At 41.2% G+C, this 24630-nt stretch carries 23 protein-coding genes; 15 read left to right on the top strand and 8 right to left on the bottom strand.

Features of this window, described 5'->3' with window-relative positions:
• The first annotated feature begins 252 nt into the window (after positions 1 to 252).
• The 4 genes from ACHUGF_RS12190 to ACHUGF_RS12175 all read left to right on the top strand — a co-directional run bounded on the left by ACHUGF_RS12190 (position 253) and on the right by ACHUGF_RS12175 (position 3004).
• Entirely contained in the window at positions 253 to 669 is a 417-nt protein-coding gene (locus ACHUGF_RS12190) for a hypothetical protein (protein WP_394131541.1), read from the top strand.
• Positions 670 to 1324: 655 nt separating this feature from the next.
• Complete coding sequence (locus ACHUGF_RS12185; RefSeq protein ID WP_394131539.1) at positions 1325 to 1672, top strand: SEL1-like repeat protein; 348 nt, start codon at positions 1325 to 1327, stop codon at positions 1670 to 1672.
• A 12-nt stretch (positions 1673 to 1684) separates the two neighbouring features.
• Positions 1685 to 1834: a hypothetical protein gene (locus ACHUGF_RS12180; RefSeq protein WP_394131538.1), complete on the top strand. Its 150-nt coding sequence runs from the start codon at positions 1685 to 1687 to the stop codon at positions 1832 to 1834.
• A gap of 300 nt (positions 1835 to 2134) precedes the next feature.
• Entirely contained in the window at positions 2135 to 3004 is an 870-nt protein-coding gene (locus ACHUGF_RS12175; protein WP_394131536.1) for a hypothetical protein, read from the top strand.
• A 111-nt stretch (positions 3005 to 3115) separates the two neighbouring features.
• On the opposite strand, the gene ACHUGF_RS12170 is transcribed toward ACHUGF_RS12175, so the two are convergent.
• A complete protein-coding gene (locus ACHUGF_RS12170; protein WP_394131534.1) occupies positions 3116 to 4018 on the bottom strand; it encodes a LysR family transcriptional regulator in 903 nt (300 codons plus the stop codon).
• 152 nt (positions 4019 to 4170) lie between these two features.
• Between ACHUGF_RS12170 and ACHUGF_RS12165 the strand changes: the two genes are divergently transcribed.
• A complete protein-coding gene (locus ACHUGF_RS12165; protein ID WP_394131533.1) occupies positions 4171 to 4890 on the top strand; it encodes an SDR family oxidoreductase in 720 nt (239 codons plus the stop codon).
• Between the two features lie 134 nt (positions 4891 to 5024).
• Here the strand turns inward: ACHUGF_RS12165 and ygfZ are convergent, their stop codons facing one another.
• Together ygfZ and serA are read right to left on the bottom strand one after the other, a co-directional pair.
• Positions 5025 to 5987 (bottom strand): tRNA-modifying protein YgfZ, encoded by a 963-nt coding sequence (ygfZ, locus tag ACHUGF_RS12160; protein ID WP_394131532.1) that lies wholly within the window; start codon positions 5985 to 5987, stop codon positions 5025 to 5027.
• A 373-nt stretch (positions 5988 to 6360) separates the two neighbouring features.
• Entirely contained in the window at positions 6361 to 7593 is a 1233-nt protein-coding gene (gene serA / locus ACHUGF_RS12155; protein WP_394131530.1) for a phosphoglycerate dehydrogenase, read from the bottom strand.
• A gap of 150 nt (positions 7594 to 7743) precedes the next feature.
• Here serA and ACHUGF_RS12150 point away from each other — a divergent pair, with 150 nt between their 5' ends.
• From ACHUGF_RS12150 to ACHUGF_RS12115, 8 genes are all read left to right on the top strand, one after another.
• A complete protein-coding gene (locus ACHUGF_RS12150) occupies positions 7744 to 8340 on the top strand; it encodes a DUF2238 domain-containing protein (RefSeq protein WP_394131528.1) in 597 nt (198 codons plus the stop codon).
• Between the two features lie 231 nt (positions 8341 to 8571).
• Positions 8572 to 9240: a helix-turn-helix transcriptional regulator gene (locus tag ACHUGF_RS12145; protein WP_394131527.1), complete on the top strand. Its 669-nt coding sequence runs from the start codon at positions 8572 to 8574 to the stop codon at positions 9238 to 9240.
• Positions 9241 to 9399: 159 nt separating this feature from the next.
• Positions 9400 to 9837, top strand: a complete 438-nt coding sequence (locus ACHUGF_RS12140) for a PaaI family thioesterase (protein ID WP_394131525.1) — start codon at positions 9400 to 9402, stop codon at positions 9835 to 9837.
• 38 nt (positions 9838 to 9875) lie between these two features.
• On the top strand, positions 9876 to 10139 hold the full coding sequence (locus ACHUGF_RS12135) for a YgjV family protein (protein WP_394131523.1): 264 nt from the start codon (positions 9876 to 9878) through the stop codon (positions 10137 to 10139).
• 75 nt (positions 10140 to 10214) lie between these two features.
• Positions 10215 to 10466 (top strand): hypothetical protein, encoded by a 252-nt coding sequence (locus ACHUGF_RS12130; protein ID WP_394131521.1) that lies wholly within the window; start codon positions 10215 to 10217, stop codon positions 10464 to 10466.
• Positions 10467 to 10923: 457 nt separating this feature from the next.
• Positions 10924 to 12387, top strand: a complete 1464-nt coding sequence (katB, locus tag ACHUGF_RS12125; RefSeq protein WP_394131520.1) for a catalase KatB — start codon at positions 10924 to 10926, stop codon at positions 12385 to 12387.
• A 344-nt stretch (positions 12388 to 12731) separates the two neighbouring features.
• A complete protein-coding gene (locus ACHUGF_RS12120; RefSeq protein ID WP_394131518.1) occupies positions 12732 to 13937 on the top strand; it encodes an aromatic amino acid transport family protein in 1206 nt (401 codons plus the stop codon).
• 296 nt (positions 13938 to 14233) lie between these two features.
• Positions 14234 to 16390, top strand: coding sequence for a S46 family peptidase (locus ACHUGF_RS12115; RefSeq protein ID WP_394131516.1), 2157 nt, complete (start codon positions 14234 to 14236; stop codon positions 16388 to 16390).
• Positions 16391 to 16831: 441 nt separating this feature from the next.
• On the opposite strand, the gene ACHUGF_RS12110 is transcribed toward ACHUGF_RS12115, so the two are convergent.
• From ACHUGF_RS12110 to ACHUGF_RS12095, 4 genes are all read right to left on the bottom strand, one after another.
• Positions 16832 to 17452, bottom strand: a complete 621-nt coding sequence (locus tag ACHUGF_RS12110) for a DsbA family protein (protein WP_394131514.1) — start codon at positions 17450 to 17452, stop codon at positions 16832 to 16834.
• A gap of 162 nt (positions 17453 to 17614) precedes the next feature.
• Positions 17615 to 18331 (bottom strand): pseudouridine synthase, encoded by a 717-nt coding sequence (locus ACHUGF_RS12105; RefSeq protein WP_394131513.1) that lies wholly within the window; start codon positions 18329 to 18331, stop codon positions 17615 to 17617.
• A gap of 32 nt (positions 18332 to 18363) precedes the next feature.
• On the bottom strand, positions 18364 to 19011 hold the full coding sequence (locus ACHUGF_RS12100) for a hypothetical protein (protein WP_394131511.1): 648 nt from the start codon (positions 19009 to 19011) through the stop codon (positions 18364 to 18366).
• A gap of 154 nt (positions 19012 to 19165) precedes the next feature.
• Complete coding sequence (locus tag ACHUGF_RS12095) at positions 19166 to 20509, bottom strand: Na+/H+ antiporter NhaC family protein (RefSeq protein WP_394131510.1); 1344 nt, start codon at positions 20507 to 20509, stop codon at positions 19166 to 19168.
• 300 nt (positions 20510 to 20809) lie between these two features.
• Here ACHUGF_RS12095 and ACHUGF_RS12090 point away from each other — a divergent pair, with 300 nt between their 5' ends.
• The gene (locus ACHUGF_RS12090) at positions 20810 to 21211 is read left to right on the top strand and encodes a VanZ family protein (protein ID WP_394131508.1); all 402 of its coding nucleotides are present in this window, start codon (positions 20810 to 20812) and stop codon (positions 21209 to 21211) included.
• Positions 21212 to 21538: 327 nt separating this feature from the next.
• The gene (locus ACHUGF_RS12085) at positions 21539 to 23152 is read left to right on the top strand and encodes a methyl-accepting chemotaxis protein (protein WP_394131506.1); all 1614 of its coding nucleotides are present in this window, start codon (positions 21539 to 21541) and stop codon (positions 23150 to 23152) included.
• Positions 23153 to 23581: 429 nt separating this feature from the next.
• On the opposite strand, the gene ACHUGF_RS12080 is transcribed toward ACHUGF_RS12085, so the two are convergent.
• Positions 23582 to 24361, bottom strand: a complete 780-nt coding sequence (locus ACHUGF_RS12080; protein WP_394131504.1) for a substrate-binding periplasmic protein — start codon at positions 24359 to 24361, stop codon at positions 23582 to 23584.
• Positions 24362 to 24630: the final 269 nt, after the last annotated feature.

Raw genomic sequence — 24630 nt, 5'->3', positions numbered from 1 at the left:
TAAAACTGATTAAACAATACGAGTGAAGTTAGATTAAAGATTAGTTTTATTGGATTGACTGTTATGTTTAATTCATCTTCGGTATGGTATTACTGTAATTCAAGGAGGAGCAAGCTAAATGGATCATGCTTTATTTGCAATAGCCCTCATTGTTATGGAGTGGGATTCTAGTTATCTTGTTAAGCTACTCTAGTCTCTCGTTGCTTATTTTGCACAATCTTCGCCCTTAATGATGGAGTATTATAGAAAAATATGACGCTTAAAATACAAAAAATGCTTCTTACTTTACTGCTGAGCCTAGGCATATTTTCTTGTGGAGGAAACTCTGATGAAGAGCATGCTAAATTAACCCTTTTGAGCGAAATTATAGTATTTAATTTTCAAACCCACCTAACTCAACAGCAACGATTAGTAAGAATAGAGCAATATCTCGAGCGTGTTGATCATATGAAAATCAACTTTGTTGACTTAAAAGGGGCTCATGTAAATGCTATTTGCATGCTTTTGGATGAAGCTTCCGAGATAGTTCAACAGAAACCCCATATACATTTAGAGAGTGTTAAAAGTAAGCTGAAAAATAAAGTGGATACAGTTGAATTTGCATACTTATTGTTCAAAGAGTGCCGTGATTTGTATGATCTAGAATTTAAAAGCCCAGTAAGAACTTAATGAGGTTGATGTTTATCTACTATTTTACTTTTAAAATTTTCGCTAACTATTCACATTGATTATTCGAGTTGGATTATTACCAGTAAAAGTGATTTTTTCTTGAAAAAGATTGTCTAGAATATTGTATTTTCTTCAGGATTTATGATTTATTAACTCAATGATGTAAGCAAACTGTGGGTGATTAACTTCTTTTTCAAACATGGTCTTCTTAGCTAATATTAGGTGTGTAAAGCTGAAATGGCTTTGTAACTAATGGAATAACAATGGTTTTATGGAAGAGGTATAAGCTGGGGAGGGTATTAATATGAATATATTTAAAAAGTTAGCCGTACTTTTTCGGTTTTAGTTTTTGTAGTACAGCTAGTGAGTCAGCATTAACACACAGTGATCCTGATTTTATAAAATATGTTGCTGGATCAATAATAGATAATAATGATGTTACTAATATCGATTCAGTTATTAAGAATGTTGACAACTTGAATGATAATGTTTTTTGGAAAAATAATATTCTAGGATCGCTATACTTGATTAAGAAGGACCCTGAAAGTATTCGTTTATCGGAAAGGTTTCTTCACGAAGCATATAAAGAAGGCTCTAAGTCTGCTGTACATAATTTAGCTGAATTGTATTTTTTAAAGAAGACTTTGAAAAAAGCATGTATTACCTAAATTTAGAGCGTGATTTTAATTATAAATATCCATCTGTAAATTATGTTGGTTGGGCTAGGTTATATGCCCAACATATGTATTTAGGGGTGCCTGATGCCGAAGATAAAGAAGAAGCTATTCGCTTGTTTAAGGAAATTTGCAGTGTCGATGATACTGGAACTGTTTATTACTTCTTAGCATTTGATTTACTAGATAAAAATTTGAGTGAGGCTCAGGGCTATTTGCATAAATCTATAGAAGATAATAATTCTAATGCTATTATTTTATACGCTGATTTATATTTAGATGGACGAAAACTGGATAAGGATTGGAAGCTAGCAAAAGAATATTATTAAAAGGCTGCAAATATGAAATCTGATCGAGCACATATGAATTTAGTTGTTATTTTTCAATCTGAGCAAAATGCTGAGAAAATGAAATTCCATTTGACAGAAGCCGCAAAGTTAGGAAACGCACAAGCAAGAGCACTTATAGATAAATTAAATGGTAGAGAGTAACGTTACTATGAGGGACTGCAACTATCTTAGCTGTTATCTTTTATGGATTAGCTATATTAACATTTTACAAAGCTAATAAATGGATTTAAAGCTACTAACGTTTCTTATAATGTAGATGGTGTAGTGTCTGATGATATTGAACAAATGGCTGGGAAGTACTCAATATGATCCTTTGGCTGTCGCTATATAATTAGGTTTTGGATTTAGCTTGTTAATCTTTTTGCTGTATATTTTAATGTTTGTCAGGAATCATTTTTTAAACACCTTTATTACAAACTAAAAAAACAGGGAGTTGATAGTTTGCAAATAACCTCAGTGAATTGTCTTATTTTAGTCGTTAGTATTTTTTTTACAAACACTGCTACAGCTTGCGGTGTAAGTGAGTTTGAAAATGTGAATAGTACGATTCAACTTGCTAAAGATGAATTGACCATTCAAAAAGCACTTGCAACTTGTGGTGTAGGGAAGGGAACTTTTTATCATGAAGTAAATAAAAGAGTTAAGCACCTCTATATCAATGGTGATGATTCAGTTGTTGATAAATATAAAGTTGCTACTTTGGTTAGCTTATCGAGGTTATTTGAACAGCAGAAATATTTGACAGAAGTCAGAAATAGATTTGCCAAAACTGAACATGGGGCAATTGAATATTGTATTTGGACACATTTTTCGACGAACAATGGTTGTACACATGAGCAGTTATTGCCTTATGTAAAACGAGATCTCCCACATGCTGTTTGGGCTGCTGCAAATTTCACATCAGATAACACTAGTCGCATAAGTTTTTTAAAAAAAGCTGCTCTATTAGGTCATGTAGATGCTCAAGTTGAGTTGATTTTGGCCAAGATGGGTGACAGTGAGCAAAATGACAATGAAATGAAGCCGCTTTTATTAGAAATTGTTGACAGAGGAGACAGTATCGACGCTGAATTATTTTTGTTGTTTGCATGGTACACAGGTTATGGTCCTTTTAATGAAGATCCACAAAAAATGCTATTTTTTGCCAAAAAGTTTTTAGAGTATCGTGATCTCCCTGAGTTGTACTACTATCTAGCGCTAGGCTATTTAGAAACTGGGGATGACGAATTGTTTTACTCCAACATGGTTATCTCGGCAGAAAAAGGTTATGACAAAGCAAAGTCAGCTTTGGAGTTAATGAATAGCGATTAGATGCACCTTTTATCTCAATTAAAAAATATCTGTAGATTCCTAAATTAGATTAGACGTTATTCTTATGGCAATTTATAACAAATGAGAGTTAAGTGTCATTCTTTCACAGCCCTAGCTTCGGTTAATCGTATCAAAGTAGCTTTTGGTGAACTCAACAAACTGTCGTATACGGTTTGGCTGAAATCTGTCGCGATGATAAATCATGGAGAAATCGACTGGTGGAATTTCCCAGTCTTGAAATACTTCTACTAGTTGTTGTTGCTGGATTTCTGTTTCACAGTAAATTCGCGGCACTCTTATCACGCCATTTCTGTTTAAGGCGCCTTTGACTAATACCCGCCCATTTTTACATTGCATTTGCCCTATTAAGCTTAAGTCATAATGGCTTTGATCATGTTTGTGTACAAAGCTCCAGCGCTTTACTGAACCGGTTAAACATTGATGTTCATTTAACTCACGCGGGTGTGTCGGTTGACCATGCTGTTTGAGATACTCCGGGCTAGCCAGCGTGTTCATTTTAATACTCATGAGTTTACGTGCAATAAAACGTGCATCTTCCAGTTTGCCCATTCTGAACGCGACATCAAAGGCATCTTCAATGAGATCAATGCGATGACTACTGAAATCCAGATTGATCACCACTTTGGGATACTGCGACATAAACTCGCAGGCAATTTGTGCCACTAAGTCTTCACCAAGATAACCGCCAACACAGTTCACTCTGATCTCACCGTTGACTTGTTCTACATCATCAACCGCTGCTAACAATGCTTGGTCGATATCGTTTAAGGCCTGTTCAGTTTGCTCATAAAGCAGGCGGCCTGCGTGAGTTAATCTCAGTGTTCGTGTGGTTCTTATTAATAAGGTTACCGCCATCTTTTGTTCAAGCTGGCTAATTTGGCGTGAGACATGTGAACGGGACACCCCCAGTGTCTCTGCGGCTTTAGTAAAGTTGCCTTTTTGTACGATCAATACAAATGATCGAATATCAGCGAGATTGATTTGATCGAGCATCGCGATAATTTCTCAAGGTAATGGATGATCAATTGTTGCAGTATAGCAACAGTGTTTCAATTGGAGTGATATATATCAACAAAGCTTAGTCATTTATTATGCCTACCCATACAGCGAAGGGTGCTGAAACTAAAGCTATGAGGATAGACATCATGAAAAAACTAATTGTAATCACAGGCGCAAGTTCAGGTATCGGTGAAGCCATCGCAAAACGTTTAAGTAATGAAGGTTACCCTCTACTGCTTATTGCTCGTCGTGTTGAGCGTTTGCAATCGTTAGGTTTGCCGAACACCTTATGTGAGCAGGTAGATGTGACTGATCAGGCGGCATTTAACGCAGCAATTGCAAAAGCAGAAGCGCAGTATGGCCCAGTTGATGGTTTAGTCAATAATGCTGGCTGCATGTTGTTAGGACAAATAGATACTCAAGATGCTTCAGAGTGGAAACGCATGTTTGATGTTAACGTAATCGGCTTACTTAATGGGATGCAAGCGGTTCTGGCGCCCATGATTAAACGTAATCACGGTACCATTATTAATGTTAGCTCGATTGCTGGTAAGAAAACCTTTCCTAATCATGCTGCGTACTGTGGGACGAAATTCGCGGTACATGCTATTTCTGAAAACGTCCGTGAAGAAGTGGCTCTGTCAAATGTTCGCGTTACCACAATTGCCCCTGGTGCGGTAGAGACAGAATTGTTATCGCACACGTCATCTCAAGAAATTAAAGACGGTTATGATGCGTGGAAACAAGATATGGGCGGCGTATTAGCTGCAGATGATGTGGCTCGCGCAGTGGCGTTTGCTTATAGTCAACCGCAGAGTGTTTGTATTCGTGAAATTGCACTGGCGCCGACGAAGCAACAACCTTAATTAAGAATGCGCATCCAGCCTTCTAAGCTGATGATGTGGCTAACAAGCGTATTATATTTGCGAGTAACTAAAAAGGCTTCCGAGGAAGCCTTTCTGTTATGGGGCGTATTAAGTCTTACTACTTAAGCTCAAACTCACGCTTCGTCTTCTAGTGAGTAAGGTAGTGGTGTAATCGTTAATACAGACGTTTCATCATCTTTCACGCGTAATTGGGCGCTGTCAGGTGTGTCGTTAGCTAAGACTGCAGTTAGCAGAACTTGATCGTCACGTTGTACATATTCAATCACATTACCACCACGTCGGAAGCCATCTTCATCAGCAATTTCAACTTGTGATTCTGCTGTTAGTTGAATGCTCGCTGAGCCTTTAAGAATATATAGCGCGCGCTTGTTGCCACCACGGTATTTCATGCGAGCAATGGTTTCTTGTCCCATGTAACAGCCTTTATTAAAGCTAATACCGTTAATCGCCTGAAGGTTACACATTTGCGGCACGTATTGGCTGGCTGCATTGGCGCTGATATTTGGGTAGCCGCTATTGATTTCAAGCGCTTGCCAATGGCTTGTATCGGTTAATGCAACATTGGCTTTTGCCACAAGATCTGCCACGCGATCGTTTTCTAATACTAAAATATAGCGCTGCGCATCTTTTAAAACAGTGACACCTTCAAATTGGCTAACCTCGGCATTGGCTTCACCAATGTGTTGACTCACAAATGCTGTTGCCTGCTCGCCACTGACACCGATTAATGCGATTGAATCAGATACATCAGTTAACTCAGCTTTGCTGAATACGGCGTATTTTTTCAGTTGCGGTAAGTCAACTTCAACTGCGCTTTGTGGCATCAGCATCATTAACTTATCGGCAATAGCAAAGGTTCTGAAGCTGGCGATCATTTTACCTTTAGCGTCGCAATGTGCTCCCCAGCGCCACTGTTCGGCCTCAAGTGAGGTGACATCGGTAGTGACTTGACCATGAATGAAGCTGCGACCTTGTTCGCCTGTTACTTCAATTAATCCCAAATGAGAAAGCTGCGACAAAACTAGAGCCGGTTGTTCGCCAATTTGCCAGTCGGCTTGTTGTGCTGAAATGGTCATAATGATCCCTAAATAAGTTGCACAGTCAGTCTGTGCATGAAAATGCCATGTAATTTGGTTGTCCACAATGCAATAAAACAGATTGATATGGGCAATAAAAGCCTAATCTTTTTCGCTAGTCGCTAGTCGCTAGTCGCTAGTCGCTAGTCGCTAGTCGCTAGGGTCTTACTGCATGAAGCTTTAGCGTAATAAAAATAAACTAGCGAGCTTAACGAATATATTGCACTACTTGATAGCTTAATAATGTGGGCAAAATTTGAAAATACAATAAAAAAAGCGACCCGATGAGCAGATCGCTTATTTCATTACTGTGAGTAAACTCGTTTAATCAAGCAGTTCAGTTAATCAAACATTGTTCTCTCAAAGAATAGCTCTAATCAAATAGTACGCGAGAACGAATCGTCCCCTCAATCGATTTTAGCTCACCTAATGCTTCTTGGGCTTGGTCTGAATCCACTTCCATGACCACATAACCAATATCTGCCGTAGTTTGCAGGTACTGTGCAGCGATGTTGATGCCTTTTTCAGAAAACGCTTGGTTAATCTTAATCAACACACCTGGGCGGTTGTGGTGAATATGTAATAAGCGTGATGTACCCGTATGTTGTGGCAGAGAAACCTCTGGGAAGTTGACTGCTGATAATGTTGAACCATTATCAGAGTATTTCGCCAGTTTGCCTGCTACTTCAATACCGATATTTTCTTGTGCTTCAGCTGTACTACCACCAATATGAGGCGTGAGTAGTACATTGTCGATGCCACGCAATGGACTGATGAACTCATCGTCATTGGATTTTGGTTCAACAGGGAATACGTCAATGGCTGCGCCTGCAATATGCTTGCTGTTTAGCGATTGTGCCAGTGCATCGATATCTACCACAGTGCCGCGTGAAGCATTAATTAAAAATGCCCCTGGTTTCATTTGTGCCATTTCTTTTGCTGCAAACATGTTTTTAGTTTGCGGTGTTTCTGGCACATGCAAGCTCACCACGTCAGACTCTGCGAGTAGTGCCGTTAAACTTGGGCTTTGAGATGCATTACCTAGTGGCAGTTTGTCTTCAATGTCGTAAAACCTCACACGCATACCCAAGGTCTCAGCCATAATGCCTAGCTGAGTACCAATGTGACCGTAACCAATCACACCGAGGGTTTTACCACGTACTTCAACGCTGCCATTGGCACTTTTAAGCCAACCACCGCGATGACACATGGCATTCCGCTGGGGAATACCACGCATGAGCATAATAATTTCGCCAATCACTAGCTCAGCGACACTACGTGTATTGGAAAACGGCGCGTTGAATACTGGCACACCGAGCTTTTCGGCGGCAGAGAGGTCAACTTGATTGGTACCAATACAGAAGCAACCAATAGCAACCAGTTTTTCAGCATGGTTAAGCACGGATTCAGTTAATTGCGTGCGGGAGCGAAGACCAACAAAGTGCGCATCTTTAATCGATGCTAACAGTTCATCTTCTGGTAATGATGCTTTGTGATATTCGATATTGGTGTAACCTGCACGTTCTAGTACATCTACCGCAGTTTGGTGGACGCCCTCTAACAGCAGGATTTTTATCTTATCCTTGTTAAGCGAATGTTTCGCCATGATATGGGTACCCTCTTAATCTAAAGTGTGCGTATGTTATGCTGATCCTAGCAGCTGTCAAAGTACCACCTTTTTAACATGTTTAGGAGGGCTAGATGGCTAAAATTGACGTTCTTTTTGCAGAACAGTGAGCAACTTGAGGAGATTTCAGTGACAAAGACAGGGATTTGGTTAGTCATCTACTTTGGTGCGATTATTTGGTCTGTGTTTGACCCGAAAGATATGTTCACTTGGTGGCTAGAAGCGTTACCGGCTTTATTAGCTTTGCCTATCCTATTGTTTACCCGTAAACGCTTCCCGTTAACCACATTGGCTTATGTATTAATTCTGATCCATTGTTGCGTGTTATTGGTCGGTGCACGCTATACGTACGCTGAAGTGCCATTATTTGATTGGATAGCACAATGGATGGGCAGCGAAAGAAATAATTACGATAAAGTCGGTCATTTCGCCCAAGGCTTTATACCCGTGATTTTAGCTAGAGAAGTGATGTTACGAAATAATGTGTTGCAGCCTGGTGCTTGGTGTCAGTTCTTGTCAGTGTGCTTTGTACTGGCTTTTTCTGCTTTTTATGAATTGATTGAATGGTGGGTTGGTGCAGCTTCTGGTGAGGATGCCGAAGCGTTTTTAGGTACTCAAGGTTATGTTTGGGATACCCAGTCGGATATGTTCCTCGCATTAATTGGTGGTATAGTGGGTTTATTAGTACTTACAAATATTCATAATAAACAGTTAAAGTATTGTTGATTTGACTATTTAATAGAGGATAATAAAATCATTCGGATATTTTTTGTTTATTCATACTAAAGTTCTAGGTTTTTTACTTTTGACCTAGGAGATTTCTACTACTATTGTTGGATAAAACGAAAGTCCTATTTGATAGCGTTTTTTTAGGAACGGATTTTTTAGTTCATTTGACATATCAGGACGACACGCTTCACAGCTCGTGAAGTGAGTATTTTTCAGGGAGAAAAATCGATGAGCTCCAATATTGATGAGTTAGTTTTTTTACATCAAGTTTCAGCGCCTTGCCACCTTGCTATTTTGGCCGAATCCATTGGCATGAAAACACGTATTGTAAAGCATGCGGGTGATTTAGAACTTGAGAAAAACGTCAACAGTTTTTTTCTTATCGCCCAAGATGGTGCTGCGCTTGATAGCAATGGTATTCCATTAATCGTATCGCGAATTGCTGGGCATGTTCCAGTGGCTATTTATCAGGTTGAGCGTGGCTCATTAGATCAAGAATCAGCTTTATTGCTTGGCGTAAGAGGTTTGTTGTACAGCGATCAGCGAATGGACCTCATGTTAACCGGCTTACGCAAAATGGTGTCCGATGAGCTGTGGTACGACCGCCCGTTAATCAGCAAAATCTTCCGCCGTTTAGTACAAAATGTGGATACTAAATCTGATTTTCCAGAAGAAACTGCAGCCATGCTGGAAATGCTCACTAGCCGTGAGCGTACTATTATCCAGCTTGTTTCAAGTGGTGCACGTAACAAAGAAATCGCTGACCGCTTATGTATTAGTGAGCATACAGTGAAAGCACATATATCATCTATTTTCCGTAAAACCCAATCACGTAATAGAGTAGAACTATTACGCTGGGCACAAACCTATCAAACGCATTTTGAATTAGTAAGTTAATAGCGATTATTAAGGCTAAAAATTCTGTTAAGGCTGCAAAAGTGCAGCCTTTTTTATTGCGATTTTTTTGATAACTGAGTCTAATAGCAGCAACAAGTAATATTAAGTGTTGACTGACACTTAAGCGCGATAATAGAAACTTAGCATTATAGGATTAGCATGAGTATTTGGTTTAAAGATGTCACCTTAGAAGATTGTGCACGTTTAGATGCAGGCATGGGCGGCAAAGGCACTTTAATGACCACTTTAGGTATCAAGGTGACCGAGATTGGCGATGATTATATGACAGCAACCATGCCAGCCGATCCATCTGTGCATAACCCATTAGGCATTGTGCATGGTGGTGCAAATGTAGCGTTAGCGGAAACGGTAGCCAGTTATGCGGCTAATTTTGTTGTGGATTTTGAAAACTACTACTGTGTTGGCCAAGAGATCAATGCCAACCATTTGAAGGCATCCCGTAAAGGTGTGTTAACCGCGACGGCAAAACCTGTTCACTTGGGTAAACGTAGCTCAGTTTGGGAAATATTAATTTATAACAGTGCCAATGACCTTTGCTGTATTTCAAGAATGACAGCGGCAGTCGTCAAGCGTTGAACTACAATCATTAGGAATGGTTTAAAAAGGGAGCTGATATGGACACAGCAACTATCTGGGAGTGGGTTGGCTATCTAGCATCGGTATTAGTGGCTGTTTCATTAATGATGTCTGATATTAAGAAACTTCGCTGGTGGAATTTAACTGGGGCCACGTTATTTGTCGCTTACGGCCTTGCCATTGGTGCGATACCTGTCGCATTAGTGAACTTTTTCATCATGCTGATTAATATTTATTACCTGCAAAAAATGTATCGCGAAGCCAAAGAGACTAAGAATAAAGACAACCAAGGCGCAGAGTAATTCCTCTCACAATCACACTTGAATATTGCTCAAAAAATCCCCATCTATTAAGTCGGAAAGGTGGGGGGAGTTTAAATGGAATTTTTATATGTAATCGATATCAGCAAGGCTATGTATTATGGTTTACTCATCGCGATTATATTGATGCTGTTTCGAGCCATGTTCAACTTGGTGCTTTGGGGTAAAAGAATGCCCAAAGGGACATTTGTTTTCCTAGCTATTTTTCCATTAATTTCACTCTTTCCAATTCCAGGGCAAGAAATCAAAAAGCTTGAACGCATCAAGCAAGAGCAAATTAAAAACGAAGATGAATCAAGTGAGACATAGCCACAGAAATCTAGACGCCTACGATCTAACTGTAAAACCTCAAGCTGCATAATTTACCCCCAGTACATCACAATATTGTCAGTTGAAGTTTTTACTTTAGCGATCATTAGTGACTTGCTATTCCCCGTTGTTAACCCTTGACTCACCCACATTCCATGCATGTTAAATAGCATAGACACACTAAATTACTTTCTGAGTATTATTTAATACCTATCAGTTTCTTATCGTTCGGCATCAAACATTATCATTTCTATAAATAGAAAATCTTGCCTCATTTTAGAGATAGCAACACTTTTAATCGTAAAAATAGATTGTTCAAATCTGATTTAATCGATTTATTTGCTTGTGATTGTTGTCTAGTATGAACCCATCAAATCACGACGAGAGAGGTATTTATTGTGACTATCGTCGATGTAATAGAACAATGGTTAAGTCCAAAACAGGAAGGAATGTAATTATGTCTCAGCAACACTATCTAACAAGTCAAAGTGGCTCGCCGATCGCAGATGATCAAAATTCATTAACTGCTGGCGAACGTGGTCCAGTATTGTTACAAGACTGGCATTTAATTGAAAAGTTAGCGCATTTTAATCGTGAGCGTATTCCAGAGCGTGTGGTACACGCAAAAGGTACAGGTGTTTACGGTAAATTCACTCTAACTAAAGACTTAAGTGATTTTACGATTGCTGATCACTTCAATGGTGTGGGCAAAGAAACTGAGACTTTCGTACGTTTCTCTACCGTCGGTGGTGAAATGGGCTCAGCAGATGCTGAGCGCGATCCTCGAGGTTTTGGTTTACGTTTTTACACTACACGTGGCAACCATGACGTAGTGGGTAACAATACACCGACTTTCTTCTTACGCGATGGCATTAAGTTCCCAGACTTTATTCATACTCAGAAGCGTAACCCGCAAACAAACTTAAAAGATCCACAGGCCATGTGGGATTTTTGGGCTGCTAACCCTGAAGCAATGCATCAGGTAACGATTTTAATGTCTGACCGTGGAATTCCTGCTAACTACCGTCAAATGCATGGTTATGGTTCACACACATTCTCATTCTGGAATGCAAAAGGTGAACGTTTCTGGGTGAAATTTCACTTCAAATCGCAACAAGGTGTCGTTAATTTATCGGGTGAGCAAGCGGACAAGCTTAAAGGTATCGACCCTGATTCATCACAACGCGATATGGTGGTGGCGATTCAAGATGGTAACTTCCCTATGTGGACAGTGAATGTGCAAATCATGCCTGAAGCTGAGGCAAATGATTATCACATTAATCCATTCGATTTAACTAAGGTTTGGCCACATGCCGATTACCCACTAATTGAAATCGGTGAACTAGAACTTAACCGTTTACCTGAAAACTACTTTGCTGAAGTCGAGCAGGTAGCACTAGCACCAAGCAACCTTGTACCAGGTGTTGGTGCATCGCCTGACAAAATGCTGCAAGCGCGTTTGTTTGCTTATGCTGATGCTCAACGTTACCGGATTGGTGCTAACTACAACCAGTTACCCGTTAACTGTCCACATGCAGCAAAAGCGAATCACCATCAACGTGGCGGTGCAATGGCAGGTACATCGTGTCCTTACCATGGTAGCCAAACTGGTGGTGATGCAAGTAGTAACTATGGCCCAAATACTGCCCCTCAAGCATTAACTGAAACGATTGACTTTAAAGAGCCACCATTACGTTTAGACGGCGAAGCTGACCGTTATAGTCGCTATAACCAAAACGATTATGAGCAAGCAGGTAACTTGTACCGTATTTTCTCTGAAGAAGAGAAACAGCGTTTAGTTGAAACGATTTGTTCAACATTGGGTCAAGCTACGCAAGATATTCAATTGAAGATGGTTGAGCACTTTGAGCAAGCTGATGCAGATTATGGCCAGCGAATCAAATCAACTTTGGGTTTATAACTAAGACTATGATAGGAGAGTGAAATGGTTGGAATAGTGATAAATCGCGTCGATAAGTAAGGCTAAATTACCCGAAAAAAACAGAGCATCTTTGCTCTGTTTTTTGTTATTCTGCTCGAGGTGCATACTCATGCACTGTTCAATTAACTTGATTTGTCCTATTGCACTAGTGTAGCGGTGTAATGTTTCGCCATTGCAAATTAATCCCTGCTAACTTGTTAGTTTAAATGTTATGTAATTGTTTATAAACAACGCGCAAACCCTTTTAAATAGGAAGTTTGTTGCGAGACTAAAATGCCTCTGTTACTGTCAAATGCAATAAAAATGATGACAAGGTATTTTCAGTGAACTTCAAAACTCTAGGATCAATCTCAATCGTTGCGGGGACAGCGATTGGTGGTGGGATGCTGGCATTGCCATTGGCAACTGCAGCATTAGGCATTTTCCCTGCCATTTTATTACTGGTCGCAATATGGGCCATTTCTGCGTATACCGCATTATTGATGTTAGAGATTAATTTACACGTTGGCGTGGGTGACAATGTCCACAGCATTACCGGTAAAACACTTGGTAAAGTTGGACAGCTTATTCAAGGTGGTTCATTTTTAAGTTTATTGTTTGCCTTGACCATGGTTTATCTGATGGGAGGCTCTTCATTATTGGAGTCTCGTCTTGAGCCGTTACTGGGTGTTGAGATGAACAACCAAGTTGCGGTGCTATTATTTACCTTGATTTTTGGTGGCATCATTTTAATTGGTGTGAGCTGGATTGATAAGGTGTCTCGCTTGTTGTTCAGTGCCATGGTGGTGTTGTTGGTATTAGTGGTGACCTTCTTATTACCTGAGGTCAACTACGCCAATATTGCCGCACAAAATCTTGAAAAAGTAGCCCAAGGTAGCGAGTTAGCGCACTTATGGTTAGCGGCTATCCCTGTGGTATTTACCTCATTTGGTTTCCATGTATGTATTGCCACTATTGTTCGCTATCTAGATGGTGAAGCAATGACACTGCGTAAAGTTCTATTGATTGGTTCTACTATTCCATTAGTGTGCTACATACTGTGGTTGTTAGTGACCTTAGGGACATTAGGCGGTGCAACAGTACACAGCTTTGAGGGCTCACTACCATTATTGGTCAATGCGCTGCAAGATGTTGCAGATTCTGCTGTTGTCAGTCAGTTTATCGATTTCTTTGCAAACCTAGCATTAATTACCTCTTTCCTCGGTGTGACCATGAGCTTGTTTGATTACATTGCCGAGCTGACTCGCGCTAAAGAAGATATCTCAGGCCGTATCAAAACTTGGTTGATTACGTTTGTACCACCTTTATTATGTGCGCTGTACTACCCAGACGGCTTCTTCCAAGTATTAGGTTTTGCAGCGATTCCATTAGTTGTCATGATTATCTTTTTACCAATTGCAATGGCATTTAAGACCCGTGGCCAGAATACCCAAGGCTATCAGGTTGCTGGTGGTAACGGAGCGCTAGCTGCAACGGGTGTTGTTGGTATTGGCATTGTATTAGCTCAATTAGTTGTCGCGTTAAGTTAACTCTTAGCGCTTAACTCTTAGCACTTGCTTGGGGCCTAGCGTAGTAGTGCCACATTGAGGTGCTGTGGGGTGTTATTAAAAAGTTATTAACCTTGTAACAGCAAGTTTCAGCACGCTGTTAACCTAACAAAACATTTGATAAAGTCAGGCATCGCCTGACTTTTTTATTTTTGGCGTCGAAGATTTTGCAAGCAAAATCGGTTAACGACGGACCAGTTACCATATTGGTTTAACACAATGACATCCTTGTCACTATTACAAAAAAGAGCCGCAACGGCTTAAATGGATTTTACACTATGAAAAAATGGCTTCTGACTGCAGCAATTGCTGCAAGCTTTGGTGCTCATGCCGACGAAGGTATGTGGCAGCCTCATCAGCTACCTGCGATGGCGGATGAACTAAAAGCAAAAGGTTTGGAAATTGATGCTAAATCAATTTCGAAATTAACTGAATTTCCAATGAATGCCGTGATCAGCCTTGGTGGTTGTACTGCGTCATTTGTCTCACCTAAAGGCTTAGTGGTAACCAATCATCACTGTGCTTATGGCTCAATTCAATACAACTCTACCCCTGAGAAAAATCTACTTAAAGATGGTTTCTTAGCTAAAACCTATGCTGATGAATTACCTGCCACACCAGGTTCACGTATTTTTGTGACTGAGTCTGTGACCGATGTGACTGATAAAGTTAAAGACGGTCAAATGGGCAAAGTAGGTAACGACTTTTATAAAGGTATTGAACAAAAAGAAAAAGCCTTAGTCGCTGAGTGCGAAGCTGAAGATGGCTACCGTTGTAAAGTGTATAGCTTCCATGGCGGTCTTGAGTACTACCTTATTAAGCAAATGGAAATCCGTGATGTTCGCTTAGCCTATAACCCTGCGGGTAGCGTAGGTAAGTATGGTGGTGATATCGATAACTGGATGTGGCCACGACACACTGGCGACTATGCTTTCTATCGCGCCTACGTAGGTAAAGATGGTAAGCCAGCTGATTTCAGTGAGGATAACGTACCTTATGAGCCAAAAAGCTTCTTAAAAGTCTCTGCTAAAGGCGTGAGTGACGGTGATTTCGTGATGGTAACGGGTTATCCAGGGCGCACTAACCGCTACCGTACGGCAAATGAAGTGCAAAACCAGTTTGAGTGGGCTTACCCTGAAGGGAAAGTGCTACGTGAAACCTTGATTGATATCATCAAGACGACAGCCCCTGAAGGCAGCGACGAGCGCATTAAGTATGAAAGTGCTATCGCGGGCTTAGCTAACTATGCGAAAAACTTCACTTCAATGATTGAGTTCTACGGTAAATCTACCATGTTGGATGACCGTAAAGCCCTTGAGCAAAACCTTGCTAAATGGATTGAAGCTGACAGCAAGCGCAAATCTAAATACGGCAAAACATTAGCTGAGTTAGATCGTTTAATTGAAAAAGATCAGCAAGGCCAAGAACGTGACTTGTTACTGAGCTACATGGGTTATTCAAGCATGCTAAGCACAGCGACGCGTTTGTACCGTCTTGCTAATGAGAAAACCTTAGACGATATGGCCCGTGAACCCGGTTATCAAGATCGTGATATGACACGCTTTAAATCAAGCATGGAGCGTATCGATAGACGTTATGCCGCTAGTGTTGATAAAGCCATGTTGCTTGATTTACTAAAGCGTTATGCAGCATTGCCAGCAAGTGAGCGTTTAGCTGACTTTGATAAAGCCTTTGGCATTGGTAAAAAGTTTGATGCAGCAAAGCTTGAGAAAACATTAGACAAAATGTACGCCAAGACCAAGTTAGGTGACAATGACACCCGTTTAGCTTGGATGGATAAGTCGGTTGCAGACTTCAAAAAATCGAAAGATCCATTTATCAAGTTAGCTGTCAGTACTTATGACGAGCGTATGAAGCGTGAGAAGCAAGCAAAAGAACTCGCGGGTGACTTAATGAAAGTCCGTCCACAGTTCATGGACGCCATCATTGCCTATAACCGTGAGCAAGGTAAGCCTGTTTATGCTGATGCTAACTCAAGCCTACGTGTTTCGATTGGTAATGTGACTGGCTACTCACCTCAAGATGGATTAGTGGCTGTACCATTTACACGCCTTGAAGGTATTGTGGCAAAAGACACGGGTGAAGATCCGTTTGATGCACCCGCCAAGCAATTAGAGCTGATTAAGCAAAAGCAATACGGCGATTTTTATATGAAATCAATTGACTCTGTACCGGTGAACTTCCTTTCTACACTGGATACCACAGGTGGTAACTCAGGTTCGCCTACCTTAAATGGTCGTGCCGAACTGGTGGGACTGCTGTTTGATGGTGTGTATGAAAGTATCATTGGTGATTGGGGCTACGATCCGCAAACTAACCGTTCTATTCAAGTTGATAGCCGTTACATGTTATGGGTAATGAAGTACCTAGATAACGCAGATAACTTACTTGAAGAAATGGAAATCGTGCATTAACTGATGGTGTATTAAGTTAACGTTAGAGTGCAAAAATGCCAGCAAGCTTGCTGGCATTTTTGTTTTCAGCCCTAAACCACCTACTTCAGTAGGTGGTTATCATCAATTAGGGTTTGCCTGTATCTTTGTTTGTATGGCATGCCAGCTTGAGGTTGATTCAGCTATGCAATGATATTTAAAGCACGCAGCAAGCACATCCCTGTGGGCTCGACGAAAACATCCATGTTTTCAACGGCTTTAAATATCATTACTCATAGATGCTACTGAGGCTACAAAATAACTGAAACGCCCCCCTTTTAGGGGGCTAATACAAAGCTACCTTCTTCAGAAGGTGGATTCTTTACTTAAATTTTCTGGGCAGTGCTTTAGGCACGCTTCGTTGGCGCTTTGCCGAGTTATTCAATGAACCTCAGTGATAAACGTTTATCTCTATAGGAATGGCTAGCGCTTACTTTGACTGACTAATCGTAAGTTACGTTCTAAATCAGCAAATTGACTAAAGCCCATTGCAACAGGGTGGGCGCGATTTTCCTCATCGATATAGAATAAGGCTGGGAATCCTCTCACCTGCAATTGGCGAGTAAGCTGCAAATGTTGTTGCAAATGCTGCTCAGTTTCATCAGATTTAAACACTTCAACAAATTGATTTTCATCTAACCCTATCGCGTTAGCGCAGTTAATCAGTGTTGCTTCTAAAGAGGGGTTTTTAGCATCTAAGTAATAGACTGACTGTATTGCCTTTACCATTATTTGAGCGCTGTTAGGCAACAGTTGCTCCGCAGAGATGACTGCACGACAAGCGGGATAAGTTGAACGATAAGGCGTATTGAGATGCCAGAAATCGTGATTAAAGCTGACTTGCGTTTTGCTTTCTATCTGATGCCAATAGGAGGCAATAGTTTGCTTAAGGCTATCGTCCATGGGGTGTTGGCTATCAGGTGCTAAACCACCCATTATCCATTCAATGTTTGCTGTCGGGTGAGCGGCTAATAATGCCTCTAACTCGGGTTGAAAGGCATAGCACCAACTGCACATGGGGTCTAAAACGTATAAAAGTCGCATATAAATTCCTGTTAAGTATGCCAATGCAATATTCAATTTTGTATCTATAGACTGAAACTAGACATGATATTTGTGCTGAGCCACCAACAGACTATTGTAAAAATACAAACTCCAACAGCACTTTTTCTAGCGTTGGCGCTCGGTGCGCCTAGGTTAATGGGGTTACTCGGTGATTGGTTGGATCGTTGGCAATAAAGCAATGTACTCTTGATGGCTCAGTGGTCGCATTTGCCCTTCAGTTACATCACTAAAACTAAGGTCACCAATGGCGCAGCGGCATAAATCAACCACGCGAAACCCTAATGCTTTAGCCATTCTTCTAATTTGCCGATTCATCCCTTGAGTGAGGCGGATCTGAAAGTGTTTATCGCTAACTGCGCTGACTTCACAAGGGCGAGTCAGTACATCTTTGTAACGCACACCATTGGCCATCGTTGCAACAAATTGCTCCGTAATCGGTTTGTCGACTTCGACTAAATAGGTTTTAGGGTAGTGGTGCTGTGGGTGCATTAATTGCTGCAAGAAATCACCATCATTGGTTAACAGTAATAGTCCCCGCGAGTCTTTATCCAGCCTCCCCACGGGAAATATACGGCCTGTTTGGGGTAAGTGATGTATCAGGCTGCTGGGCTTTTCAGGGTTGAGATTGCAATCTATGCCAACAGGCTTGTGATAAATCCAGTATTGCTTAGCTTCCATAGGTGGAACGAATTGGCCATCGACTTTAAGTTGTGGCAATGCAGATGTGTCGACTTTATGGGTGTGGTTTGCTAGTTCATCATTGATCAATACACGTTTTTGGGTGATTAATTGAGACGCGTTTTTTCGTGAAGCTACACCGCAAAGTGCAAGATAATGAGCCAGTCGATACTCAGGCATATTCAGTTCTATCCGAGAAAAGATAGCTGCAATTATAAATTAGCGTATTGAGAATGCATAACGCTATATTGCTGCGCTTTTATCAGTTTACGAACACCTAAGCTGAGTAAAACACACCAAGCGATATTGATTTGAGTCAGCGCCCACATGTTTAAAGCAACAAAACATGGGCTGTTGTCAGCATGATCACACGGTGGGAAATCCAAGATTGACCAGTCTAATTGCAACATCAAAATCGCGGTACAAGTCACGCCTAAAATCGAGAGTATTAACACTGCAATACTCAAGTTATTTTGCGCACGAGTATGGCTGATCAATGACAAAACATGCAGCAATGAAGATGCGAGTAGATAGACGGTTGAGATTTTACGGTGCATATCGAGAAAGTGTATTGGAAAAATACCCATCAATAGAATGGATACACCCATAATGAAACCTGTCATAGCAAGGTATCGGCTAAGTAAATCTTGGAAGGCAAAGAAAACGCTGATCATGGCCAACATGACACAAAAGCCTGCTGCCAATAAAGAGAGGTTAAACACAATTGCGAATGACGAGGTGAGATAATTACCTAGGGTATCAGGACGGATACTTAAGGCTTGCAGGCTAATACTGTCAGCCTCCATAAACAAAGCACTACCCACGCCAACAGCGCATATTGCTGCTGCAATTAGCGACATAAAGACAATCACTAAATGTAAGTCGAAGTTGGGGTGTGACCTTGGCAATTTATTCTTATTCTTATGTGAGCATTTTGTTAAATAGTAACTTTATATGGCACAAAGTAAAAGCCCCAACACTTGTTGGGGCTATAGGTAAACTAACGGGTTTTGATTAGCGTTTACGAAAAGTAACGATTGCCACAGCCACTAAGGCTAATAACATACAGTACCAAGCATATGACACAGCAGCTAATGGGCTGATTGCGAAGGTTGATGCTAGTAATAAGGCTTGTGCACCGTGCGGGATAAGACCCTGGATAATACAAGCAAAGATATCGAGGATACTGGCTGCACGTTTTGGCTCTACATCATTTTTCTGCGCTAAGTCTTTAGCAATACCGCCACTGACGACAATTGATACCGTGTTGTTAGCCACACAAGTGTTAGTTGCCGCCACAATACCTGCCATACCTAATTCTGCAGCGCGACTAGATGCTTCGCCCTTAGCTTTTGAGAACCGTGCAATTAAGGCTTCAATCTTGTTGCTGACAAATGCTAGACCGCCTTGTTGCTGCATCAGGGCTGCTAAGCCACCAACTAACATAGACAGGATGAAGATTTCTTGCATGTTAGTGAAACCGGCATAAATGTCTTGGCCGAAAGTCACAACGGCATAGTCAGAGGTTGCAAGACCGGTTAAGCCCGCAAGCACAATCCCCACACTTAATACCACAAATACGTTTAGACCCGCGACAGCTAAAAATAGAATAGTGAGATATGGCAGCACACTAATGAAACTGTATTCTTGGCTAGCGATTTCTGCTTGGCCTTGGCCAGCAAAGGTGAAGGCTACCAGTGTTAATAGTGCAGCAGGGATCGCGAAGATAATATTTTCACGGAACTTGTCTTTCATTTCACAACCCTGGGTACGGGTTGAAGCAATGGTCGTGTCAGAAATAATCGATAAGTTATCACCAAATAATGCACCTGACATAACTGCACCAGCCATTAAGGCGTAATCAATTTGTGCTTGGTCTGCAACACCCAGTGCGACAGGGGCAACCGCAGCAATGGTACCCATTGAAGTTCCCATTGCAGTGGCAATAAAGGCTGCAATGATAAAGAAACCTGGTAGTAAAAGGTTAGATGGAATGAAAGATAACCCCATTGCAACCGTAGCATCGACACCGCCAGTAGCTTTTGCTACCGAAGCGAAAGCTCCTGCAAGCAAGTAAATTAAACACATTGCAATGATGTTGCTGTGGCCAATACCAGCAATGAAGGTCTCGATAGCGTTATTGAGTTTTTGTTTTGAAATTAATAGCGCTAAAACAATGGCTGGAAGAATCGCAATCACACTCGGTAATTGATAAAACGCGTAATCAACGCCCTGGCTTTGGTAATACAAACCCACGCCAATAAATAGGGCTAAGAATACAAATAAAGGTAGCAACGCAATAAATGACGCTGGACTAATTGCAGCTGTTGCCGCTTGGTTATTGGTTGGCTGGGTCAAAAGTATTCTCTCTCTTATTGTTGATAGCCATTTGTTTGGCTTATATCTTCAGTCACTAATATTGTTATCACATGATAGCAAGTGGAGCCAGCTTAGGAGATCTAAATAACACTGTCAATCTAGACGTCTAGACTTCTCTGCTTCTTTTTGCTTTTTTACATGTTGTTAGCGTTAATGCTGCAATAGTGTGACTTTGGTGAAGTTTTATTAACTTTTAACTGGTGTAACACAGGGATAAGCTAGGCTCGTTTAAGTTAACAGCAGATTGAAGTTAAGTGAGCAAAGTTAAAGGGAGTTTTTGTGTTTACAAAGATAGTATGGGTGCTTACCGCTGGGATGATGGGGTTGATAGCTTGGGTTATCTCACAGGCCAACAAAGGGGAAGAGCTTTGGATATTCAGCTTAGTCGCGAGTATTCCCTATGGCGATAAACTGGGGCACTTTGCGATTTTTGGCAGTTTATCTTGCATAGTGACTATTGCTAGTCGTTTCTATCGCCTTACTTTATTTGGCAAACAAGTATTTCTCGGCGCAATAGTAGTAAGTTTGTTTGTCATTGTTGAAGAAGTCTCGCAAGCCTTTATCGCTACTCGTACATTTGATTTAGCTGATTTGTTGTTTGATGCCATTGGCATTGGGCTGTCTGCCTTTGTGTGTCGCAAGCTACAGTTAAGGCTTGGGTTAAAACAGCCAGTTAGTTAATTAAGCCTGCTTCATTCCTAACAAATTTTCATGAGCAACTATACTCTGGTTGTGTACCAGTTATACGCCGTTCACATCTCGGTTGCAAATTGATAACAAGATCTATGGATTTATTGGTTAATAACAGTAGATTAGAACTAGCAAGCAAATCAAAATCCTTTGTTTAATATGGATGTAGTAACAAGTTTGATTTTGCTATGGCGCGGCGTTTAAAACAAAAGTTGCTTTAACCGCCAACTAAACTTTACTGCCATCGTGTTTACAAAGGATTGGGTCGCGAACGCTACAGCATCGTTACGAATGTCCAATTTTACAGTTAGGTGGCCTATGAATCTTCAAAGTATTAGAGTCAAAAGCAGTATCCCCATCATTCTATTAGGGTTTACTCTCATCATTGCTATTTTTACCGCATCAGCCTTGATACGAATGCAATCACAAACCCTTGAAGCCCAATCTGAGAAATTACTTAAAGCCGTGTCGTTAGTGCTGAATGCTGACCGTGATTTATACCAAGCGGCGATGGCACAAACATATATCGTTACTGGCATTGGCAATCGCGATGCTAATGAACAAGAAAGAGCGGAAAACGCCAAACAAGTGACAGACCGCTTTTTAGAATACAAGCGCCGCTTGAGTGACTATCAAGACTTAGTAGGACGCTTTGATCAGTTTGACAGCACCTTTGCTAATTGGAAGTCAGCATCAGATAAGCTAGTGACAGCAGCGCGAGCGGGTGAAGATACTAGTGCATTGCAGCAGCAAGCTGACAGCAATTTTGATGCGCTTCGTGATGTGCTTGATCAGGCGGGTGAAGCCGCAGAGCTTAAATCGCAAGCACTACAGCAACAACTTGCAGAAGATGTCAGTACATTTCAGGGTATCGCTTTTGTCATTATTGTGATTGTGGCGGGTATTTCTATTTGGTTTAGCTACGTCGTACCGAAAAATTTGACCTCGCAAATTCGTTTTCTCACCGATCAGATTGCAGATATTGCTGATGGCGACGGTGATTTAACCGCTCGCGTTGACATTAAATCTAAAGACGAGTTTGGCGAGTTAGGCACCGAGTTTAACCGTTTTGTTGCAAACCTAAATGAGCTTATTAAAGCGATTTTGAGTCAGTCTGAAGAGCTTAAATCTCTGACCCATGTATTGTCTGACTCAGCGGTCAAAACCAAAACCATTAATGACACCCTTAATAGCGCATCTGAAACGATTGTTAGCGCCGTGCATGAGATGAGTGCGTCAAGTAAAGAGATGGCGGATATTGCCACCATATCTGCGGATGAAGCGGTTACTTCTACTGAAATGGCGATTACCGGTATTAAAGTGGTCGGTGATTCAAGCAGCAGTATTGCCGCGCTGTCAAAGCAAATGGATAAAGCGCTTATCAGTTCGAAAGATCTGCAAAAAAGCTCAGAAGATATTGCCTCGGTACTGGATGTTATTCGCTCGATTGCTGAGCAAACCAACTTGCTGGCTTTAAACGCTGCTATTGAGGCTGCACGCGCAGGTGAGCAAGGTCGCGGCTTTGCCGTGGTGGCAGACGAAGTGCGTACTTTAGCAACCCGAACTCAAGAAAGTACTGACCATATTCAAGGCATGATCGAGCAGTTGCAAACCAATGTTAATTTTTCTGCGAGCGTGATTAGTTCAGGTAAGGAAGAGGCTGACGCCACTATGCTTAGCTTTGAGCAGGCGAGTGAAGTGTTTAAAAACTTACAGCAGTCTTCAGGTAGAGTTAACGAGATGTCGACCCAAACGGCTCAGGCAACGCAAGAGCAAACCAAGGTGTCAGACGAAATTAGTCAAAATCTATTTGAGCTTAATGAACAGACAAACTCTGCCAGTACGGTCGCGCAAACCAGTGAGCAACTTGCCACTGAGATCTTCGAGCTATCTAATAATCTAAGCCAGTTAGTATCGCGTTTTAAGGTTTAGGGGGACTGAGTTAAGGGCTAGCTAATGAGCGCTAGTCCTTATCATTCAGCCTCATTTTGAGATTGCTCTATTATCCGCTCTATCTGTCATTCACTGGCAATGCCTAGCTGGTTGCGCACAAGTGCTTCAACGAGCCAGAAGTTCCCCATGGCGCCAAACTTAAGCATGAGATCAACACGCTGCCCGAATCAATAAGCGGTTTAGGTAAAGTGTGAGGGTGTATAGCAATGGTCACATTGGGTTTAACACCTCGGGTTAGTCTTTTTGCATGCGCTACATCAAAGTGATTTTAGGCACTATGCCTGAACATATAGTTACTTACTTGCATCTGTGAGTTACAGCGTTTGCCATGATGAGGCTTAAATATCTTAAGCTATGTGTCAAACAATTGCGCTTGAATGGGCTTAGTTACCGTCGTATTGAGCAGTACTAAAAGTGGAGTATGTCATCGATCAGGTCGACGTATAGCCCATATTGATGTTGAATTCGGTACTGCCATTGAAGGGCGATTTGCAGCAACTCACCACTTTCTACTAGCTGTTTAGCGGCATCTCGCCATTGTGCGACTAGTATATCGTCGCAAGCTTGAGACATCATTATGTATACATCTGACTGTTCAAATTGGTATTGAGAGGAGAACTCATCCGGTTCAAAACCTAAATCCATGGCAACGATTGACACAGCAAGTTGTTCTGATGCAATGGCTGAAACACGACCCGCTTGAAGCATTTTGAGATTTTGCTCATGGGTCACTGAATACTGCAAGTTTTGAAAACCTTGTTGTTCTAGCCAGATGGCTCTGATATCACCTATCACAACACCTATGGACTCCAATTGGTGTAATGCCTCAAGGGATCCGATGCGTAAATTGCTGTCTCTGTGAGTAAAAATAAACCAAGGTTTGGACAACACCTTTTGAATAAAGTGATAATTCTTATTACGCTGGTCAGTTTTGGAGAAGCTATATAGCAACACGTTATTTTGTGCTTTTGCTGTATACAGAGCTCTTGCCTCTGGCATCACCTCAATGACGGTTTCATCACCGATAATTTGCTGTAAGGCTTGTACTACATCAGTGACATAGCCATCGATTTTTCCTTGCCCATTGATATAGTTGGCTGGTGCCTCATTGACTGTCACAATTCTAAAATCATTAGCTTCGGCAACAAAGCTAATGAGCCAAATGATAGCGATTACCCAATACTTCAATTAATTTTTCTCAATTAGGGTGAATAAGCCCACAATGTTAACAAGGTTTTTGTGATAATGTGAGTAATTATTCACAAAATGATTATTCTATAACAAGAATAGTACTGCTAGATTAATGTTTTTTTTCAATGCTTTGGGGGGGCTGTTGACTAGCATCTATAACCAAAAGGTATCGAACAAAATGATGATGTGTACTTCTTGTTGCTTAATGTCGTTTGAATCGTACTCATCTATGGGTAAAAAAAGTCCGTAACCTTAGTTACGGACTT

Origin of the sequence: Shewanella maritima (assembly GCF_043643735.1) — a bacterium.
In the GTDB taxonomy this organism is placed as follows: Bacteria; Pseudomonadota; Gammaproteobacteria; order Enterobacterales; family Shewanellaceae; genus Shewanella; species Shewanella maritima_A.
Note: the sequence above shows the minus strand (reverse complement) of the source record. Positions and strands in the feature narration are given on the sequence as shown.

What these genes read in the sequence shown, in the direction of transcription:
- ACHUGF_RS12190 (WP_394131541.1), top strand. Translation starts at nt 253, where the DNA reads ATGACGCTTAAAATACAAAAAATGCTTCTTACTTTACTGCTGAGCCTA.
- ACHUGF_RS12185 (WP_394131539.1), top strand. Translation starts at nt 1,325, where the DNA reads ATGTATTACCTAAATTTAGAGCGTGATTTTAATTATAAATATCCATCT.
- ACHUGF_RS12180 (WP_394131538.1), top strand. Translation starts at nt 1,685, where the DNA reads ATGAAATCTGATCGAGCACATATGAATTTAGTTGTTATTTTTCAATCT.
- ACHUGF_RS12170 (WP_394131534.1), bottom strand. Translation starts at nt 4,018, where the DNA reads ATGCTCGATCAAATCAATCTCGCTGATATTCGATCATTTGTATTGATC.
- ACHUGF_RS12165 (WP_394131533.1), top strand. Translation starts at nt 4,171, where the DNA reads ATGAAAAAACTAATTGTAATCACAGGCGCAAGTTCAGGTATCGGTGAA.
- ygfZ (WP_394131532.1), bottom strand. Translation starts at nt 5,987, where the DNA reads ATGACCATTTCAGCACAACAAGCCGACTGGCAAATTGGCGAACAACCG.
- serA (WP_394131530.1), bottom strand. Translation starts at nt 7,593, where the DNA reads ATGGCGAAACATTCGCTTAACAAGGATAAGATAAAAATCCTGCTGTTA.
- ACHUGF_RS12145 (WP_394131527.1), top strand. Translation starts at nt 8,572, where the DNA reads ATGAGCTCCAATATTGATGAGTTAGTTTTTTTACATCAAGTTTCAGCG.
- ACHUGF_RS12140 (WP_394131525.1), top strand. Translation starts at nt 9,400, where the DNA reads ATGAGTATTTGGTTTAAAGATGTCACCTTAGAAGATTGTGCACGTTTA.
- ACHUGF_RS12135 (WP_394131523.1), top strand. Translation starts at nt 9,876, where the DNA reads ATGGACACAGCAACTATCTGGGAGTGGGTTGGCTATCTAGCATCGGTA.
- ACHUGF_RS12130 (WP_394131521.1), top strand. Translation starts at nt 10,215, where the DNA reads ATGGAATTTTTATATGTAATCGATATCAGCAAGGCTATGTATTATGGT.
- katB (WP_394131520.1), top strand. Translation starts at nt 10,924, where the DNA reads ATGTCTCAGCAACACTATCTAACAAGTCAAAGTGGCTCGCCGATCGCA.
- ACHUGF_RS12115 (WP_394131516.1), top strand. Translation starts at nt 14,234, where the DNA reads ATGAAAAAATGGCTTCTGACTGCAGCAATTGCTGCAAGCTTTGGTGCT.
- ACHUGF_RS12110 (WP_394131514.1), bottom strand. Translation starts at nt 17,452, where the DNA reads ATGCGACTTTTATACGTTTTAGACCCCATGTGCAGTTGGTGCTATGCC.
- ACHUGF_RS12105 (WP_394131513.1), bottom strand. Translation starts at nt 18,331, where the DNA reads ATGCCTGAGTATCGACTGGCTCATTATCTTGCACTTTGCGGTGTAGCT.
- ACHUGF_RS12100 (WP_394131511.1), bottom strand. Translation starts at nt 19,011, where the DNA reads ATGTCGCTAATTGCAGCAGCAATATGCGCTGTTGGCGTGGGTAGTGCT.
- ACHUGF_RS12085 (WP_394131506.1), top strand. Translation starts at nt 21,539, where the DNA reads ATGAATCTTCAAAGTATTAGAGTCAAAAGCAGTATCCCCATCATTCTA.